This window comes from Ruegeria atlantica (genome assembly GCF_013032005.1).
GTDB lineage: Bacteria > Pseudomonadota > Alphaproteobacteria > Rhodobacterales > Rhodobacteraceae > Ruegeria > Ruegeria atlantica_A.
In genome coordinates this window covers 59,851-79,257 of the sequence record NZ_WQBE01000005.1, presented here as the reverse complement: position 1 = coordinate 79,257, position 19,407 = coordinate 59,851, and the positions used below count along the sequence as shown (strand labels likewise).

Sequence of the window (19,407 nt, the reverse complement as noted above, 5' to 3'; positions counted from 1 at the left end):
ATCAGTTCTAGTTGGCAGAGACATCCCTGTCCCAGACGCGGGCGGACAGCCAGACGAACCATCGGGCGAGCGACCTATCCGATTGGGATAGACGGCAATCCCGATGCCGGTCTGACGCACATCAAGACACTGCTGTAGCTGTGAATGCAGTTCAGGAGAGTTCAAAATGAAACGACATTCCAAAGTTTTGGTTTTAGGGGCCGTCAGCGCGATTGCTCTGTCGGGTTGCAGCAGCATGAAGACCCCGCGCAACATCGAACCCGTCGCAAAAGGCGAAAGCTATCAGGCGCAGTACCGTGCCCCATCACGGCGCCGGGCAAATGCGCCCTTGCTGCAAGCGGAACATTTGAACGGGCGCGCCTGTATGCCTCCGACCGGGGATCAGGGCACAAACGCCTTTGCCAAATGGTCTAAACCCGCGCTTAGCCCTCTGCTGGGCGAGAAACTTTCGCGCAATGATATGGTGCAGATCACCATCGACGGGGATGAGCTTCTCAGCGACACCTATGTTGTGTCCCGCGATGGCGACCTGAAGCTGCCGTACCTGCCGCCGGTGCGCGCGCAGGGCAGAACGACCGAGCAGGTCGAGCGAGACGTGGCCCGGGTTCTGGTAGCCGCACAGTTCTACGACAGTACCCCGCGCGTCACGGCGCGCATCAGCGATTTCGCCTCGGTCACTGTCGGCGTGAAAGGCGCGGTGTTTGAACCCCATTCGGTCGAGATCGGAGGCACCCCCGGCGACGCGCTGGATCGACGGCGTCAGGGCGTACTGGGTGCCTCGACCGAGGCGCGCAACCTCTCGGCCGCCATTCGCGCTTCCGGAGGTGTGCGCCCGGATGCGGATCTGTCAGCGGTTGAGCTGCACCGACAGGGCACGATCTACCGGATGGACCTGCGCGGGGTGTTCGAAGGCTCGGATCCGACCGACATCATGCTGCTGACCGGGGATCAGATCGTGGTCAACAGCCGAGGGTGTTTCCAAGATGATTTGATGCGTCCCAGCCCGATCAGCCCGCCCGGCGTAACGCTTTATATGTCCAACCTCACACAACCTGCCACCGGCAACGCAGAGTCGGCCATTGGACGAGACGTGCGTGAGGTACCCTATGGGACGCGCTACCTGCAGGCCGTAGTCGATACCAATTGCGTCGGTGGGGCCAAAACCACCAATGCCAATCGCAGCGCGGTCCTGTTCACCCGCAACCCGATGACCGGGAACTCGATCGTCATCGAACGCAATATCGAAAAGCTGCTGCGACGTGGGGATCGCGATGACTATGACCCCTATGTTCTGCCAGGAGATGCGATTGCATGCTACGACAGTAAGGTGACCGGCCTGACCGAAGTCGCCCGCGCGGTTGGCATCGTCGGCGCAGCAGCGCTGCTGGCGCCCTAAGTCAATCCCTAGCGGGCGATGATTTCGCCCGCTCCCAAGCAGTGGAGACTGCAGCGAGTTTGTTAGTGATGTCTTTGTGTACTTTGGCTGCAGTCTCTACCGCAACTAACGCCGCTCGAAACTCTTCCACGCCGAATGTTGCTGCACTCCCAGCCAGTTTGTGACAGGCCTGAGCGATTTGATTTAGATCTGTCTGGTCAAATGCCCCGGTTTCAAGTTGTTCAACCAATTCATCCCCTTCGGCAATGAACTTGGCATGCAGGCGGGCAAAGACTTCAGGGCCGAGGCTGCCTTTCAACTCCACTAACGGATCTGGCTGCGCATGTTCCGAAATCTGCCCGTCGGTGCGCGTGACCACCGAAAGCGCCCTGCGCAAGGCATTCAGCGAGATCGGTTTGCCAATGAAAGCCGTCATACCGGCGGCGCGAAAGGTCTCAACCGCATCTGGCAGGACATTGGCCGACACAGCGATAATCGGCACATCTGTCGACTGCCCCCGACCGCCACGAATATGGCGCGCAGCGGTTGGCCCATCCATTATTGGCATGCTGATATCCATCAGGATCGCGTCGAACCTCTGACTGCTGGCCTTGTCGACGCCAACCTGCCCGTTCTCCGCCGTAGTTACACGGTGACCGTCCAGCGCCAACATGTTGCAGATGACCTCGAGGTTGATCTCGTTGTCTTCAACCACCAACAAGTTCAGCGGGAGAGCGGTCTCGGTATTGATCTGAGCAGCTTCTAGCAGTTGGTCGCGCGCTGACGGCTGTAACGGTATCCGCAACCAAAAAACGCTTCCTTCGCCCAATGTGCTTTCCGCCCCCACCTCACCACCCATGGCCTGCGCGAACCTGCGGGCAATTCCCAGGCCAAGCCCGGTCCCTCCGACCGTGCGACCGATAGAGGGATCGCTGGTGTAGAAGTCATCAAAAATGGCGTCGATCTCATCCTCGGCGATGCCAGCCCCGCTGTCGATCACACGCACTTCGTAGACATGTGCCTTACTCTGACCGGAAGGTTCACATCTTTCGACCTCGATCGACACACGGCCATTTTCGGTAAACTTGATCGCATTACCCACAAGGTTCAGCAGAATTTGCCGCAACCTTTGCGCGTCAGTCGCGACATGCGGATAGACTCCACCCACCCATTGCCACGAGATTGAATTGCCGCGCGAGGCCGCATTGCCGCTTTGACCATCCACAAGGTCCTGCAGCATCGCGTTCAGGTCGGTTGGCTCGTGCGCGACAGACAGCTTGCCGGCCTCGAACCGAGCAATATCCAGCACCGCATCCACATGATTTTGCAGAACCTGGCCCGAGATCTCCATGTTGCGGACAAACTGAGACTGCTGTTTGGTCGTGCGTGTATTCTTGAGAAGGGTGAGGTTGCCCAGCAACCCGTTCAACGGGGTTCTGATCTCATGACTCATTACAGTCAGAAAATCCGACTTGGCCTTTTCCCCGGCAAGGGCACGGTCGCGGGCCGAGACAAGCTCTTTCTGATCCGCAACGCTTTGTGAGATATCGCGGACGAAACCGATAACAATTTCCTCGTCCCCGGCCTGAGCGGATTGCAAAGCGAGTTCGACGGGAAAAACATCGCCATTCCTGCGCAACGCCTCAAGCTGAACGCGACCCTTGCCAACCACGTGGCGGTCGCCCCCGCTCTGCATCCGCTCCATCCCTTCATCATGCGCCGCGCGTAGATGCGCAGGCACAATCAAGTCGCCGATCGAATGCCCTTTGGCCTCATCTTCGGAATACCCGAAAATCGCCTGTGCAGCTGGGTTGAACTCCAGCACTTCGCCGGCGGCGTTCACCACGATCACGGCATCCAATGAGGTGGAAAGGATCGTATTCATGCGCTGGTTGGCCTGCTGGATTGCCCCACCGCGTTGATCTGCCTTGCGATTGACCACCAGGAGATAGGCGCTGACCGCGGTCAGCGTCAGAAACAATCCCCCGGACAAAACGGCCAGTTGAAACAGGCTGAGCGCGGTTTCTTCACGGCGCTGATCCGACTGGCTTGCAAAGTACGAGATCGCCGAGACCGAAAGCTCTCGCACTTTTTGAGCGATCCCCTGCGCGCCGTCATAGAGAACCGGCAGCCCCGCCTTCAACCCAGGATCCTCAGCATCGATTGTAGGCACCGAGACCTCCAGATATGCGGAGACGTCGTTCAGAGGTTCAGCGAATTTCGGGTCGCTTCGCAGCGTTTCAAACAACCGCGAGGTGTCTAGAATATCGATTCGGCTGTAAAAAAGATCGAAACGGCGCCGGACAAGGTCCAGGTTTTCTGTGCTTGGCTCTGCGTCCGATACACCCGCCTCAAGCGCGTTGAGGTAGAACAGGAACTCGACCTCGACCTGCGTCAGCGTCCATTGCACGTTATCTGTTCGGGCTGACTGCCGGTCGCGCAGGTCGGATATCACCTTGACGGAAAGCAACACGACCAAAGCAAGGGCACCCAAAACGGCGATACCGAGGAGCCCGAAAGCCCACCGGCGCCGCGAGTGGTATTGGAAATTTCTTGTCAAAGTCTAGCCCGTATCACCCACTTCATACTGTATTGTAACCCCACGCTATTTAACGATTTCCAACCTGTCGAGTTGCCAAATGCTGCGAGAGTAAATCACCTCGGTCTGGTACTTGGTATCACTGTCATAGGGATATACGATCCATAGCGGACCTTTCTGCCGCCGGGACATCGCCGCGCCATCCATCTCATAGGCGACAATCGGGTCCTGCGCCGATATTGAGCCCACAGGTATCTCAACCGCGTAGTCGTTGATCGCCGTTGCCCGGATCGTAGCACCCTCTGCTCCGATCTGTTCCAGCAACACAGAGAGGGGAACGCCGACAAAGCTGGTCTTGCCTTCAGTCCAGATCGTCGAGGTTTCAAAGCTGCGCTGCGGTAGCGCCTGCAACATTTCCATATCGAACTGCGCCGTCCCGTCGGGGCCGGTCTGTGCGATGTTGCCCGAAACGGTCAGGACGACTTCTCCTATCGGAGTTCCCAAGTCTTCTGCTTGCGCAGGCGTCAGGCAAATGGTGAACGCCGCTGTGAGAATCGCAAAAAACAGGCGCATCTCGGTCTCCATTTTTGTGACCTTAAGAAACCAGAAAGAGGTCCGTAGCGACAGATGGGCATGAGGATAAGCACCTATCCGAACGGATAGGTGCCTCGGTCTCATGCGGCGCTAGTCAGCAGATTCATGCGCTGTTGCAACATGGTTTTAAACCCATCACGCAACTCGGCACGTTCCAATGCAAAGACGGTGGTTGCCTCAAGAAACCCGGCGATCGACCCACAATCGAAGCGCTCTCCTTGAAAAGCGAAACCGCGGCATCCGGTCGCTTCGATATCGGCCGCGATCGCATCGGTCAGTTGGATTTCATTGCCCGCACCGGGCGCCAATCCGTCCAACTGATCGAAAATCGAAGGGTGCATCAGATAACGCCCGACAATGCCAAATTCTGACGGAGCTTGATCGGCAGAGGGCTTTTCGACCAACCCTTTCAGATGTTGCACCTGCCCTGTCCTATGTTCGATATCGACCACGCCATAGGCGCTGATCCGGTCGGATGGGACGGCTTCGGTTGCGATCATATGGCTGCCTTCAAAGTTCTGGACCATTTGCGCCAGAACCGGGCGCTGCGCGTAGATCACATCATCAGGCAGGATCACGGCAAAGGGTTCATCACCGACAATGTCACGTGCCAGAGAGATTGCATGGCCCAGACCGCGTGGGCTGTCTTGTTGGATAAAGCTATATGTCTCATCCTCAAGGTTCGTGAGGCGCAAACGGTTCAGCAGGGTGGTTTTGCCGCCATCCTTCAGTTTACGCTCCAGTCCCGAGTTGCGACCAAAATACGCCTCCAGCGCGGATTGGCCGGTTGAGGTGATGAAGATGAACTCATCAATCCCGGCCGCGCGGGCCTCGTCCACCGCATATTGAATCAAGGGGCGGTCAATCAGCGGCAACATCTCCTTGGTCACCGATTTGGTAGCGGGCAGAAACCTTGTGCCGAGACCCGCGACCGGAAAAACAGCTTTGCGAATACGTGCCATTTCAATGCTCCTAGGTTTGATCAGTAAGCGCCGCGACCTGACACGACGGCACGTGCGGTCATTGCGATGAGGATGAGGTTTAGAAGGGGCGAACGGGAGCGGACATAGGCTGTATCCAGCTCGATCATGTGGTCAAAGCCGATGCCGGCGCGGCCCGAAACCTGCCAGAGGCCGGTGATGCCGGGACGCACCTGCAGGCGCTCCAGCGCTTGTTCAGGATAGGCGGCAACCTCTTCGGGCAAAGCCGGGCGCGGGCCAACCAGCGACATATCCCCTTTCAGCACATTGAAGATTTGCGGCAATTCATCCAGCGAGAACCGGCGCAGAACCTTCCCAACGCGGGTGATGCGTGGGTCATTTTTGGCTTTGAAGCACACGCCGTCTCGATCCGAATGGGTGAGCAGATCCGCACGTCGCGCTTCGGCGTCCGGGGTCATTGAGCGAAACTTGTACATCGTGAAGGGCACCCCGTTTCGACCGATACGTGTCTGCCGAAAAAAGGCGGAGCCGCGACTGTCCAATCGCACTAATGCGGCGATTGCGGCCATGGGCAGGGCCAGAAGAGACAGCGCGACCACCGCCAAAGTGAGGTCCAGCAGGCGACATGCTGAGACCTTGGGAACAGAATTGTGCGCGGCACGCCCGAGGAATTCGAAATTGCCCAATAGATATCTGCGGGCCATACGGCGGGGCTCCATCGCCAACCGCCATGCCCACTCCATCCGGAAGCGCCGAACAAGGCGCGGCGCCCGGCGCACGTTGCCAGCCAGGAAGTCAAACAAAGCACCCACGCCCAGCGCGACGCAAGGGGCAAGCCGGTGGCGGTTCTGCATAATCCACAGCTCCTGCAGCGGGACGCCCATCGCGACCAACAGGATGTCTGCGCCAGACTGGTTGATATCGTCAATCGCCTCATCAACCCGCGCGGCCCCCGCGTAGCCATCACGCGTACCAGCCACTGCCAAATCGGGGATCATGTGCTGCAACCGCGCCGCCGCCGCCTGAGCTGTTCCGGGACTTCCCCCCAAAAGGTAGACCGACTGCCCAAAACGCGCAGCGCGTTTCAGCAGTTTGGGCACAAAATCCGTGCCGTTTAGGTTCTCGGTCAACTGGACGCCTTGCAACTTTGCCGCGACGTCTACACCAATTCCATCAGGTAGGATCATATCTGCCCGGGCCAATGCTGCTCGATAGGTATGGTTGCGGGCCCGTATGTTTGCGCAATGTGCATTCAGGAAAAACACAGTCCGGCGTGTCCCATCCAGCAGTTTGGAGATCACCTGTCCGGATCGAGCGTTCACAACTGGCAGACCCATTATCTCAGTCTTTTCCAGAGTTGGTATGGGTGTTGGCTGCGCGCCTTTATACATATCTTGGACTGACAGGAACTGCATAGAACTCTCCGATCAACAATGACAATCTGTGGCTTCAGACTGCCAATGAGACCCTGCAACCGATAGGCGAGCATCCGGAGAGGGATCGGAGAATAGGTCTATTCAAACGACCCCGCAGCACATAGCGTGGTGAAAACGGCCCGCTGACCTATCCGATTGGATATTCACCTGTCCGTCAGGAAGGCTTCATGCCATGGGTTCAATGATTTATTAACGCATTTGGGTGTGTTTGGGGGCAGGCGGAGGTTTGAAATGAAAGTTCTTATTGCTGACGACCACGAGCTTATTTTGGACACGCTCGTTGCCTTCATAGATGCAGCAGGCGGGATCGAGGTGGAGACCGCGCCGGATTTCCCAGCCGCGAAAACTTTGATTGAGAACGACGGAGCCTTTGATCTGGTTCTTCTGGACCTGAACATGCCCGGCATGAACGGGTTGGCCGGACTTGAAACCTGCATCGCTTTGGACGGTGCCCAGCATGTGGCCCTGTTTACCGGCGACACCTCGCGTGATCTGGCGCAACGCGCGCTAGAGCTTGGTGCAGCCGGTTTCGTCCCAAAAACTTTACCGGCTAAATCTCTGGTCAACGCGATCCGCTTTATGGCGATGGGGGAACAATACCTTCCTGCGGGTTTCATGAACGCAGAGCAGCCGGAAGACTCCCACCCCATGGCTCAAAAACTGACAGAGCGTGAGCGGCAAGTTCTGAAAGGGCTGACTGAGGGCAAATCCAACAAGGAAATCGCTCGTGATCTGGATCTGTCAGAGCCGACGATCAAACTGCATATGAAGACTTTGTACCGTAAAGTTGGTGTCAGCAATCGAACGCAGGCCGCCCTGGCCGCGCGCGAGGCTGGGTTGTTCTAGGCCTCACTATCCGAAGGGATAGGGGACGCTCCCAATCCCCTCGGCCCCTAGCCTGCTGAGCGAATGATCAGCAATCAGATGCGGTGTATCACCCTTGTAAGAAAGGGTTTTTCCATGCCGCAACAGATTTCGAACTCCTCTGAGTCCACGCGCGACATGCAATTTCTGCATTGGGTGCGCATTTCCCGATCCAATTTCAGAACGCTCGGGTGGCGTCGCTTCGTAAAGGGCGGGCGCCTTAGCGATGTAGGCCGCCTGCCCCGTTACGTGGCATTATACCTTCTTGGGGCGAGTTGCATCTGGGCCCCGATCAGCGGTTATTTGGCGACCGCGCCTGTCAAATACACCTCTCACGCATCATTGATCCTGCCAGGATCTGGCGCTTCGGCATCGGTCAATCTGGCCAATATCGGTCAGGCATCCTCATACGCGAATTCCGCCTTTGCCAACGGGTCAATCAGCCCGACCGAGACGTATAAACGTTTGTTGTCGGCCGACCGTATCCTCGACGCGGCAGCCAAGGCGGTAGAGGCTGACCGGGACGCGTTTGGAAAGCCGCGGGTGCAACTGGTCGATCAAACCAGCCTGATCCATATCGAGCTTCAGGCGGCCTCTCCGGCAGACGCTCAGCAATATGGTGACGCCTTGGTGGCCGCCTTTTTCGCTGAGATTGACGCCCTGCGCGCCGATGAAATTACCACTCGCGAGGCCAGCAATACCGGCGCGATCGAGGACTACACGCGCGCAATTCAGGCCACGCGGGCCGAGATCAAACAGCTGCAGTCGCAAAGCGGTCTGATATCGGTCGCGCAATACCAAGAGCAGGTCGCCGCTAATGACCGTGCAAAGCAGGAACTGCGAAAGCAGGAGAGCGAGCTGGCACGCCAATCGGAACGTGTCGCCGCGCTTCAAGTCGCGTTGAATCTGCCCTCTGACGCAGCGGCGGCAACGCTGAAACTCTATGCTGATGCGCAGTACCTATCGTTGCTTGAGGATGTGTCGGTGGGGGCTGCAAAGCTGGCGCAAGCCGACGCGACCTACGGATCGCGCCACCCAATCTATGTGAATGCCCAAAACGACTATGAAGGGGCGCGTTCGGTTGCTTTAAGACGCGCGGCGCAGGTGACTGGTCTTGAGGTCGAGCAGCTCGGTGGACTGGATCGCGCGCCGGAAGGGCAACGGGCGCAGTTGCTCAGCGAGTTGGTGCGCGAAGATGCCTTGCGCGCCGGATTGGAAGAGCATGTCGCGACACAGCGCGCACAAGTTCGTCTGGAAACCCTGCGCCTGTCAAACCTCGCCCCCATCGCCGCTGAATTGGAGGACCGGCAGAGAGATTTCGCAGTGGCAGAAGCCGTGTTCGCCTCTGCCATCGCTCGGTCCGAGTCGAAAAAGACCGATGTCTATGCCTCCTATCCCTTGATCCAAGTGCTGGAGAACCCGTCTCTGCCGACTCGCCCATCTTCGCCGAACAAGAAGATCTCGATTGCCGCCGGGATCGTTGCAAGCCTTATGCTGCTGATGGGTTTGGTTCTGGCATGGATCCGAAACCCGCTGATCTCAAAGCTGCTGAAAGACCAGAAAGAGGCCGCAGTTTGACGCGTGTGGCCCCTCAAACGCCAGCCGAAAAGATCGTCTGGTGTACGCTGATCTGGACATGGCCGTTCTACGGGCTTGGCGCGCTGTATGTTGTCGGTCCGGTGCTAGGTTGGATGTTGGCTGCGATAGCCGGGGTGTCACTTTATCTCGGCCCGGCGATCCGATTGGATCTGCGTGCAACGGGCCCTGTACCTGCTCTGGTCTGGATCTGGAGCGTTGGCATGCTGGTGATGCTGGTCTCACTATGGGCAGGCCACGCGGATTGGAACCTCGGCACCACCAATACGATCAAATCGAGTATCGGATGGGCAAAGGGTTGGGCGCTGATCCCGTTGTTTATCCTAGCAGGGGCGGTTTTGCCAATACGGCGCGAGGTTTTGGTCAGAGGGCAATGCGTGGTGGGCCTTTGGACCTTGTGCCTTCTGCCGTTGCTCATTGCCGCCCCCTATGCCGGTTTGCCGCATCTTCTGTTTACATCTCCCCTTAAAGCAGTGGGCGGCCCGGGACCTGAATATTTCTCGGTCTACCTGTATACAATCGACCCCGCCAGCGGCACGCCGCGGTGGCAGTTCTTTGCGCCCTGGTCGCCATTCGCGGCCTTGTTGGGCGTCTGCATGGTCCTATTTGCCCTGGAAGAAAAGCACCGCAGCTGGAAGGTCATCGGCTTGGCTGCCGGAGTTGTGATGATCCTTATGTCCAAGTCCCGAATGGGCATGGTTGGATTGGTGATCTGCTCGCTGTCACCCAGCCTCTTGCCACTTGTCGCCCGCAGCTCGGGGTGGATTCTTTTGTCTGCAGTCACCACCGCCGTAGCCGTTTGGGGCGCAGTCTTTGTTGAGTTCGGCAACCGAGCCCTTTACAGCTTCAAATCCGCGCGCGCCGACAGTACCCGCGTACGCGAAACTCTGCAGCGTATTGCGTATGAGCGCTGGCAATCGGATGCGGTGGTTTTCGGGCACGGCACAGTCAGACCCGGAGCGCATCTTGTTGAGTACATGCCGATAGGCAGCCATCACACCTGGTACGGGTTGCTATTCGTGAAAGGGCTGACCGGATTTACAGCGTTTCTCGTTCCTTTCCTCGTTCATTTAACAATCGTTACCCTGGACGCCATAAAGTCGGAACGCGGGAGGCTGCCGCTCGGACTGTTGCTCACAATTCTCCTGCTGACCTTTGGAGAGAACGTTGAAATCCAAACCTATCTCCTCTGGCCGACTCTACTGATGCTCGGATTGCATTTGCGAGAGGTCAAATCAGTGCGTCTGGGAAGCTGATGTGCCGCTAGGATTGTTGCGACGCCAGCGTATTGTCAGCGGTCACTCTTTTGGGTCGGGTCCTTAACTGCTGCTAGCGACATGTTGACCATGTAAAGTGAGTACTTTCACATCGGGTATCCGCCCTGTTGGTATTTTAACGGCTGCCGCAAAGCGCGGAAAGCGGACGTTCGACTAATACACTGGAAGGCAGGTTTGTCCGCAGAGCAGACACCCATTTAAGTTGCAGCGAAGGTCCGCTTCGAGCCCAAAGTACCGAATGCTGCGGGCCCAACCGATGGCGGCTATGCAACTTGCCCCAACGCGCCTAGTGTCACGTGCATGAGCACGTTCAGAAACGCCAAACCTTCCGACGCAACTCGATGCTTTGAGATCGAAACTGCTGCCTATGAAGGCGACGACGCAGCAACCCTCAAAAAGATATCCAAGAGGATTGAGGAATATCCCGATGGTTTCCTCATTCTTGAAGAACACGGCGAGATCGTTGGCTTTATCAATTGCGGATGTGCCCATGACGTCGAAATGTCTGATGAGGAATTTAAGGAGCTTGTGGGGCATGATCCCGACGCTCCGAATGTCGTCATTATGTCTGTCGTCGTTGATCCTGCCCATCAGGGAAGGGGCCTATCGCGGGCATTGATGACTGAATTCGTCGACCGCATGAGAAAAGTGGGTAAATCGGCGATCTTCCTTATGTGCAAAGAGCATCACGTCCCACTGTATGAGCGATTTGGATACAGCTATTTGCAGCCATCGACTTCCGACCATGGAGGAATGACTTGGCATGAGATGTCTATGATGCTTTGAATTCTTTGGAGTACGAGACGTGATACCACTTGAAAAGCCTTTGAGATTGGCCGTTGAAACTGATGCCCATGCACTTGCGGACTTAGTGAATTTTGCAGGTGAAGGCCTGCCGCTCCATATCTGGACCGGGCTGGCACAAGATGGCGAGGATCCTTGGGCCGTCGGTCGCGCGCGACAGGCCGAAAAGGCACGAGAGAGGCAAGTAGTTGTAATTGACTATGGAAACGGGGCAGTTGCTGGGCTCACGGGCTATGGGATCGGATCAGAACCAGAAGAAATTGGAGATGACTTCCCAGCGTTGTTCCGCCCCTTGCAGGAGCTGGAAAACAAAGCGTTAGACAGCTGGTATGTGAATGTTCTGGCTTGTTACCCAGAGAACCGGGGGCAAGGACTTGGTTCAAGACTACTCGATGTCGCCGACGAGATAGCCCGAGACGCGGGCTACAACAAAATGAGCGTTATTGTCGCCGATGAAAACGTGGGAGCGAGACGTCTATACGAGCGAAAGGGATACTCTGAGCTGGATAAAGCCCCATGCGCCAAAGATGGGTGGGAGACTGAGACCGAAAACTGGGTTCTCCTCATCAAGTCGCTGTCGTGATGCCGCGCGAAATTGGTCTTTCCTTGTGTAGGCTACTCTCGCTTTTGGGCTAACGTTGCGCAAGGGCGCCACACTCATTTTTTGCTGTACCGCCCGAGAGCCGTCGTTGGTCTGAGAGCTACGTAGGTCGGGAATGTCCGCATAGCGGTCGTTTGCTGCAACTTGCTTGAATGTCTACTTTGCGAACAAAGCTGCCATTGATTGTCCAACGCAATCGGCACTCGAATTACCTCGGTCGGTGAGTAATCCGCATTAAACTTGTTCACTTTCCAACCGGCGTCAGTTCTATTGACACCATACTTATTGGTCACCCAGCGATATGGTAGTGTTCTTGCGCAGACAACACGTTGGATCGAGAATTGACCGTGTTTAGGTTTTCCCCGTCGAAGTATCCCCACCTATAATGCACTGCCACCAGCAAACGTAGTGGCAAGCGCTGTAAACGATGTCGTCGCCCTGGGTCGGCCGTATGCCGGATGCATGGGGCTGGAGGCCGATGCACAGAGGCACGTCAAAAACCAGAACCTAGTGTCGGATCGAATAACCTGAGAAATCGGATGGTGAAGATGGGACGCCGCCTCGCGCGCACCGCCGTTAGGGACGTCCCGCGAGAGGTCGAACTTGAGTTCGCTCGAAACTGGGCCGCAAATGTTCCGCAGCCCGATCACGAGAGGTTTCTACTCGCACTAACGTCGGCGCGACCAAGCCGGCAAAAAGGGTCGCGTAGTGGCAGATATTGCAGGCGTCAAACAATACTAATTTCAACGGAGCAACGAACGGGAAACAAATTGTGATTAGAAATTAGATAATTACGGACCAGTTTTGTGGTAGACTAGGATGAACTTAGCGCGCTGGGACGAAGGAGTACGAAACCTAGAGGAACTTTTAAAATGGAGATTTTCGAGCAGTTTGCAGAAGAGTATGGGCGGACGAAGCTCATCGAAATGACATTGCAGGACTATTTGCTGGAATGTCGTGAAGACCCAACTATGCGGGCTACCGCAGCCGAGCGGATGATCGCCGCGATAGGCGAGCCTGAGCTTATTGATACCAGTCAGGATGCTCGGCTTAGTCGCATATTTCTTAATCGAACAATCAAACGATACAAGCCCTTCCAGGACATATATGGCGTCGAAGAAACCATCGAGCGCATCGTTGGCTTTTTCCGCCATGCCAGCCAGGGTCTCGAGGAACGCAAGCAAATCCTCTATCTGTTGGGCCCAGTCGGTGGGGGCAAGTCAACGCTTGCCGAGATTCTAAAGAACCTGATGGAGCGGCAGCCGATTTATGTACTGAAGGCGGATGACCAGATCAGCCCAATCTTTGAGTCGCCGCTTGGCCTTTTCGACCGTGCGCGGATGGGGGATATGCTGGAGAACAAATACAATATCCCCAAACGGTTGTTGAACGGATTGATTTCGCCCTGGGCTGTCAAACGCCTGCAGGAATTTGACGGCGATATTTCCAGATTTTCGGTTGTCAAACTCTACCCGTCGAAACTGCGCCAGATTTGCGTTGCGAAGACTGAACCGGGCGATGAAAACAACCAGGACATCTCTTCGCTTGTCGGAAAACTCGATATTCGCAAGCTGGAGGAATTCAGCCAGAACGACCCAGACGCCTATTCCTATTCCGGTGCTCTGAACCGCACCACGCAGGGGTTGATGGAATTCGTTGAGATGTTCAAGGCGCCGATCAAGGTCTTGCATCCGTTGCTGACCGCCACGCAAGAGGGGTCATATGCTGGTACGGAGAATATCGGTGCTTTCCCCTTCCAGGGTGTGATAGTTGCGCATTCGAATGAAGCGGAATGGCAGCAGTTCAAAAACAACAAGAACAACGAGGCCTTTCTGGATCGGATCAGTTTGGTCAAGGTTCCCTATTGCCTACGTGCCTCGGATGAATCCCAGATTTACGAGAAGTTGCTTGAGGAAAGCAGCCTAGGTGAATCTCCCTGCGCACCCGAGACGCTGACTATCCTGAGCCAGTTCAGTGTTTTGACTCGGCTAAAAGAGCATGAAAATTCGCCAACATTTTCTAAGCTCCGCGTCTATGATGGTGAAACACTGAAGGATACCGATCCCAAAGCGCGGTCAGTGCAGGAATATCGGGATGCGGCCGGGGTGGACGAGGGGATGACGGGCACATCGACCCGCTTTGCCTTCAAAGTGCTGTCCGAGACCTTCAATCACGACACCGAGGAAGTGGGCGCCGACCCGGTTCATCTGCTTTATGTTCTTGAACAGGCGGTGAAACGCGAGCAATTCCCCGACGAGATTGAAAGCCGGTATCTATCTTTCATGAAAGACGATCTGTCGCCGCGATACGCGGAATTTATCGGCAACGAGATCCAAAAAGCCTATCTGGAATCCTATTCTGACTTTGGTCAGAACCTTTTTGACAGATACATCTCTTTTGCAGATGCATGGATCGAAGATCAGGACTTCAAGGATCCGGATACCGGCCAGATTCTCAATCGCGGAGTTCTGGAACAGGAGCTTGAAAAGATCGAAAAACCGGCCGGAATTTCCAATCCCAAGGATTTCCGGAACGAAGTGGTCAAATTCGTGCTGCGCGCGCGGGCCAACAATCGCGGTCGTAACCCTGACTGGCGCAAATATGAAAAGTTAAGAAGGGTTATCGAAAAGCGCATGTTCGGCCAAATTCAGGATCTTCTGCCTGTCATCAGCTTTGGCGCTAAGCGGGACAAGGAAACCGAAGCCAAGCATAACGAGTTCATTGATCGCATGATCGGCCGCGGCTACACGCGCCGTCAGGTCAGGCGCCTGGTTGAATGGTACATGCGGGTCAACAAGGCAGGATGAGGAGTCTATGCTCAAATGGCCCATTTCATCGATCGAAGGCTAAACCCCAAGGATAAGAACCTTGGGAACCGCAGGCGGTTTCTGCGTCGGGTTCGATCTGCTGTCAAAGAGGCGGTTGACGAAAGTGTCCGGCGTCGGAAAATCGCTGATGTCGACCAGCAGGAAAATATCTCGGTATCGTCAGAAGGGATCGGGGAGCCGCATTTTCAACATGACAGCAAAGGTGGTTCCAGACACCGGGTTCTAACCGGAAACAAGACGTTCAAGGCAGGTGACCGGCTTAAGAAACCCCCGTCGGGTCAGGATGGGCAAGGTGGACGTGAGGGGGCACCCGATGGAGAGGGCGAAGACGAGTTCATGTTCGTCCTGTCGCGGGACGAGTTTCTTTCCATGTTCTTCGAGGATCTCGAACTGCCCGACATGGTAAAACGCAGTCTGAAAGAGGTTGCCGTCTCCAAACCGCACCGCATGGGATATACTGCCGCTGGGACGCCCGCCAACCTCAGTGTTTCGCGAACAATGCGCAATGCGTTCGGGCGACGTCTCGCAATGCGGCGCCCGACAAACACCGAGATACAGGTTCTTACGCAACAGGTTGAAGAATTGGAGGCGTTGGAAAAACCAGATGCGGCGCGAAAGGCGGAAAGGCAGTTGCTACGTGAGCAGCTCGACAAGATGCTACGGCGACGCAAGATCATTCCCTACATTGATCCGCTGGACGTACGTTACAAGTATTTCGAGATGCGCCCCGAACCGGCAGCTAATGCGGTGATGTTCTGCCTGATGGACGTTTCGGCCTCGATGGGAGAGCGGGAGAAGAGCCTTGCTAAGCAGTTCTTCGTCCTGCTGCATCTTTTTCTCAAGCAACGCTACGACAAGATCGAACTAGTATTTATCCGCCACACGCAGATTGCCGCGGAAGTCGATGAAGATACCTTCTTTCACTCCCGCCAAACCGGTGGGACGGTCGTGAGCAGCGCGCTTAACGAGATGAAAAAGATTATCGAAGCCCGCTATCCGTCCGCACTGTGGAATATCTATGCCGCGCAGGCATCGGATGGTGAAAATTTCAGCGGAGATTCGCAACTGTGCGCCGACCTGCTGAACAGTGAACTGATGAAGTGGTGCCAATATTTCGCCTATACGGAGATCGTCGACGAGACCGAAGCCAATCTGATGAACAGCGAAGACAATGGTATGGAGCTGTGGCGCTCGTACCGACAGGTCGCAGAGACTTGGCCAAACTTCGCCATGAAACGGATCGCGCGCGCCAGTGACATCTACCCTGTTCTGCACGAGTTGTTTGCGCGCAAGACGAACGGAGTTTCCAATGGCTGATCGGACCGAAGTTAAGGTGCCGCTGTTTGAAGGCGCAGAATGGGATTTCGAGACCATCCAGCGAAGCTTTGACGCGATCGAATGTGTGGCGATTGATGATCTCGAACTTGACGTCTATCCCAACCAGATAGAAATCATCTCGTATCAGCAAATGCTGGATGCCTATTCGTCGACCGGGATGCCGCTCATGTATAGGCATTGGTCCTTCGGGAAGCGTTTCGTTCACGAAGAAAAAGCCTACAGCAAGGGCGCAAACGGTCTTGCCTATGAGATCGTCATCAATTCCGATCCCTGTATTTCGTACTGCCTCGAAGACAACACTATGGCGCTTCAGGTCCTTGTGATTGCCCACGCGGCCTTTGGGCACAATCATTTCTTCAAGAACAATCACCTGTTTCGCCAGTGGAGTGATGCACAGGGTATTCTCGACTACCTCGACTACGCGCGCGGCTTTATTGCCCAATGCGAAGAACAGCACGGGGAACGCGAGGTTGAGCAATTGCTGGACGCCGCCCACGCGCTCATGCCGTCCAGCGTTTTCCGGCATAGGCGCCCGCCCCACTCATCGCTCGCGGATGAGAGAACCAGACAGCGTGAGCGGCGTATCGAAGAGGAACGGGCGGTACACTATTTGTGGGACGCCTTCGATCATCCCACACAGTCATCGAAAACCGATGAAGAGGCGCGGAAACGCAAGCGTGAAATGGGGTTGCCCGAAGAAAACCTGCTTTATTTCGTTGAACGCCACAGCCCGGTTCTGGAGTCTTGGCAACGTGAAGTTTTGCGTATCGTTCGCAACATAGCACAGTATTTCTATCCGCAGCGCCAAACCAAAGTGATGAATGAAGGTTGTGCCTGCTTCGTTCACTATTACATCACCAACGAGCTGCACCGCGCCGGTCTGCTGACGGATGGCGCCATGCTGGAAATATTGCACAGTCATACCAATGTGTTGACGCAGCCCGGCTTTGATGCTCCGAACGCGATGGGGATCAACCCCTATGCGCTGGGTTTCGCGATGATGCAGGATATCCAGCGCATCTGCACCGACCCGACCGAGGAGGATAGGGAATGGTTTCCGGACATAGCGGGAAGCGGCGCGTGGCGCGATATATTAAAGGATGCCTGGGCCAACTATCGGGACGAGAGCTTCGTGCAACAGTTCCTCAGCCCCAATGTCATGCGCCGATTCCGCATGTTTTCACTGACCGATGACGAGGGGAAACCTTTCTATACAGTCGACGCAATTCATGACGAGCGCGGTTATCACCAAGTGCGCGACACCTTGGCGCACGGTTTCGACGTTTCGGAACACGATCCCGATATTCAGATCGTTGACGTAGACTTGATGGGCGATCGTCACCTCAGGTTAAATCACTCCGTGCGCAATGGTGTGCCGTTGAACAAAAAGGCGTCCGAAGCGACTTTAGGTTATCTGCAGCAAATCTGGGGTTTTGATGTGGCGTTTGAAAACTAGGTTCGGGACCCGTTGATATCCGCTTTGCGGCGTGAATCATCGTTCGAAGAATGAGCGGTGACATATCTGATCTTCTCTAGCTGAGCCATGCGCAGATGGTGCGTCTGCAGTCCTGTTTCCCAAAGCCCCACGGCAATCTTAGGGCGACAGCGGACAGCGACAGTACCAGAGCATTTTGATCAAGATAATGTCGCGCGGATATCGACGCGCTATGGAAAGATTGCGCCGAGTTATCGTTATCTTCACGTTTGGGACAGCGATGCTTCTGTTGTACCGAAGGTTAATGCAACAAAACCGCATCAAGAAACCCACCGATCTGGGGCGATCCACAGGTCACTTCAACCTAATAACTGAACGGGGCCAGTTCTTTAGCAACCCGAAGCCCATCCACATCCGAACGGCTTAGCGCCAATTCCAGATCAAAGCTCGCTGCGTAAACGCCTGAACTCAGCATGGCAGGCGCAAACAGTGATCCATCTTTCTTACCCCAGTTGGCAACATCTGTCAGAGCGTCCGTTTAGGTATGGTGATCTTAAATAAGTGCACAATTTCTAAGCCTGTAAAAACACCATAGTTGCTCATTAGCAATGCCTCCATGCTGTTGCGTGTCTAGATGCCCGCCAAGGGCAATGGGCGACAGATCTGGATTTAGGCCTAACCCGCGGACAAGTATATTGGCCGACCTGTCATACTAACATAGCACCCACCCTCATTACATATGACGGAATGTCTTGCGCGCCAGTCGGTGTTCGTCGGTTTAGGCCACACGTATGCAATCTCCACCAGGCTGTGCCCCGATTTATGTCATGCCCATCGGACATTGCCGCGGACGATCAACTTTAATGCCCAGATATTGGTCATGCGGCCTCGCGATGCAGGGCCTGACACAGGCAGTGAACGCCACCGCCGCCCAAGGTGAACATCGACATATCAGGATCATAGACCTGGAACCCAAGGGCCCGCATTTTTGCGTTTAGGTCGGTAGCACCAGCCATAGACAGTACCTTGCTATCCCCTAGCGCCACCAGATTAACCCCGAGGTTTTTGGCTTCGCGGAACTCAACATCAACGATTTCAATGCCCCATCCTTTGATAACATCCACCAACCAAGGCTCCATCGCGTCAATGCAGGCCACGGCAAGTTTCTCGGCCAACGGAACGATTAACCCGTCCATGTGGACAAACTCGCGACTGATCGGCGCAACGACTGCCTCCCAACCCTCGGCGCGTACAAATTCGGCTACTTGTTCCGATCCCTCTTGCTCAGACCGTTCACCACAATAGCCAATTAGAACACGGCCAGGTTCGATGATGTTGAAATCACCGCCTTCAAAGTGTCCTGCGGTCGCAAATTTCCAAATCGGGATATTGTTGTCCTGATAAAATTTTATCGCGGTGGCATAATCCGCACGCCGACACTTCAACTGCATATGGCAAATCAAAGCGCCCCAGGGGGTCATCGCCGAGCTGTCACGGGCGAAGAAATTGCGGTGAAGGACCGGATCACTGTCCAGATAGTGACAGTTCACGCCGTTTTCTTCGTAAATCGACACCATTTCAGCATGTTGTGACATTGCCTGTTGTAGATCAAAGATCGCGCCGGTTTTGTGCGCATTGGCCAACGTCCGACCGATCAATGGGCCTGCTTCAACCCATTTGAAGTATTCAGGACGACCAAGCAGAACATCCGTGAGTTTTGCGTAATCGTTGTTGATTCCCCAATTGGGCGCATTTTCCGCCTTCAACGCCATGGTGCCA

General features: G+C 55.5%; 14 protein-coding genes. 9 read left to right on the top strand and 5 right to left on the bottom strand.

Features of this window, described 5'->3' with window-relative positions; all coding sequences use genetic code 11:
* Window positions 1–166 precede the first annotated feature (166 nt).
* Window positions 167–1,396: a polysaccharide biosynthesis/export family protein gene (locus GOX21_RS11210; RefSeq protein ID WP_170377268.1), complete on the top strand. Its 1,230-nt coding sequence runs from the start codon at window positions 167–169 to the stop codon at window positions 1,394–1,396.
* A 1-nt stretch (window position 1,397) separates the two neighbouring features.
* On the opposite strand, the gene GOX21_RS11205 is transcribed toward GOX21_RS11210, so the two are convergent.
* The 4 genes from GOX21_RS11205 to GOX21_RS11190 form a co-directional block, all read right to left on the bottom strand.
* Entirely contained in the window at window positions 1,398–3,848 is a 2,451-nt protein-coding gene (locus GOX21_RS11205) for an ATP-binding protein (protein WP_368040016.1), read from the bottom strand.
* A gap of 132 nt (window positions 3,849–3,980) precedes the next feature.
* Window positions 3,981–4,487: a molybdopterin-dependent oxidoreductase gene (locus tag GOX21_RS11200; RefSeq protein WP_170377264.1), complete on the bottom strand. Its 507-nt coding sequence runs from the start codon at window positions 4,485–4,487 to the stop codon at window positions 3,981–3,983.
* 101 nt (window positions 4,488–4,588) lie between these two features.
* A complete protein-coding gene (locus tag GOX21_RS11195) occupies window positions 4,589–5,470 on the bottom strand; it encodes a UTP--glucose-1-phosphate uridylyltransferase (protein ID WP_170377262.1) in 882 nt (293 codons plus the stop codon).
* A 20-nt stretch (window positions 5,471–5,490) separates the two neighbouring features.
* Window positions 5,491–6,864, bottom strand: a complete 1,374-nt coding sequence (locus tag GOX21_RS11190; protein WP_254428533.1) for a WecB/TagA/CpsF family glycosyltransferase — start codon at window positions 6,862–6,864, stop codon at window positions 5,491–5,493.
* A 252-nt stretch (window positions 6,865–7,116) separates the two neighbouring features.
* On the opposite strand from GOX21_RS11190, the gene GOX21_RS11185 reads away from it, so the two are divergent.
* From GOX21_RS11185 to GOX21_RS11150, 8 genes are all read left to right on the top strand, one after another.
* A complete protein-coding gene (locus tag GOX21_RS11185; protein ID WP_170350203.1) occupies window positions 7,117–7,731 on the top strand; it encodes a response regulator transcription factor in 615 nt (204 codons plus the stop codon).
* A 114-nt stretch (window positions 7,732–7,845) separates the two neighbouring features.
* Window positions 7,846–9,327 (top strand): GumC family protein, encoded by a 1,482-nt coding sequence (locus tag GOX21_RS11180; RefSeq protein ID WP_170377260.1) that lies wholly within the window; start codon window positions 7,846–7,848, stop codon window positions 9,325–9,327.
* A gap of 5 nt (window positions 9,328–9,332) precedes the next feature.
* Window positions 9,333–10,601 (top strand): O-antigen ligase domain-containing protein, encoded by a 1,269-nt coding sequence (locus GOX21_RS11175; RefSeq protein WP_368040015.1) that lies wholly within the window; start codon window positions 9,333–9,335, stop codon window positions 10,599–10,601.
* Window positions 10,602–10,922: 321 nt separating this feature from the next.
* Entirely contained in the window at window positions 10,923–11,408 is a 486-nt protein-coding gene (locus tag GOX21_RS11170) for a GNAT family N-acetyltransferase (RefSeq protein ID WP_170377256.1), read from the top strand.
* 19 nt (window positions 11,409–11,427) lie between these two features.
* The gene (locus GOX21_RS11165; RefSeq protein ID WP_170377254.1) at window positions 11,428–12,009 is read left to right on the top strand and encodes a GNAT family N-acetyltransferase; all 582 of its coding nucleotides are present in this window, start codon (window positions 11,428–11,430) and stop codon (window positions 12,007–12,009) included.
* Window positions 12,010–12,899: 890 nt separating this feature from the next.
* The gene (locus GOX21_RS11160) at window positions 12,900–14,834 is read left to right on the top strand and encodes a PrkA family serine protein kinase (protein WP_170377252.1); all 1,935 of its coding nucleotides are present in this window, start codon (window positions 12,900–12,902) and stop codon (window positions 14,832–14,834) included.
* Window positions 14,835–14,849: 15 nt separating this feature from the next.
* A complete protein-coding gene (locus GOX21_RS11155) occupies window positions 14,850–16,172 on the top strand; it encodes a YeaH/YhbH family protein (protein WP_170377250.1) in 1,323 nt (440 codons plus the stop codon).
* Window positions 16,165–17,649: a SpoVR family protein gene (locus GOX21_RS11150; protein WP_170377248.1), complete on the top strand. Its 1,485-nt coding sequence runs from the start codon at window positions 16,165–16,167 to the stop codon at window positions 17,647–17,649. Before GOX21_RS11155 ends, GOX21_RS11150 begins: the two co-directional genes overlap by 8 nt.
* An 857-nt stretch (window positions 17,650–18,506) precedes the next feature.
* Here GOX21_RS11150 and GOX21_RS11145 read toward each other — a convergent pair.
* Window positions 18,507–19,400 (bottom strand): dimethylarginine dimethylaminohydrolase family protein, encoded by an 894-nt coding sequence (locus tag GOX21_RS11145; protein ID WP_170377247.1) that lies wholly within the window; start codon window positions 19,398–19,400, stop codon window positions 18,507–18,509.
* Window positions 19,401–19,407: the final 7 nt, after the last annotated feature.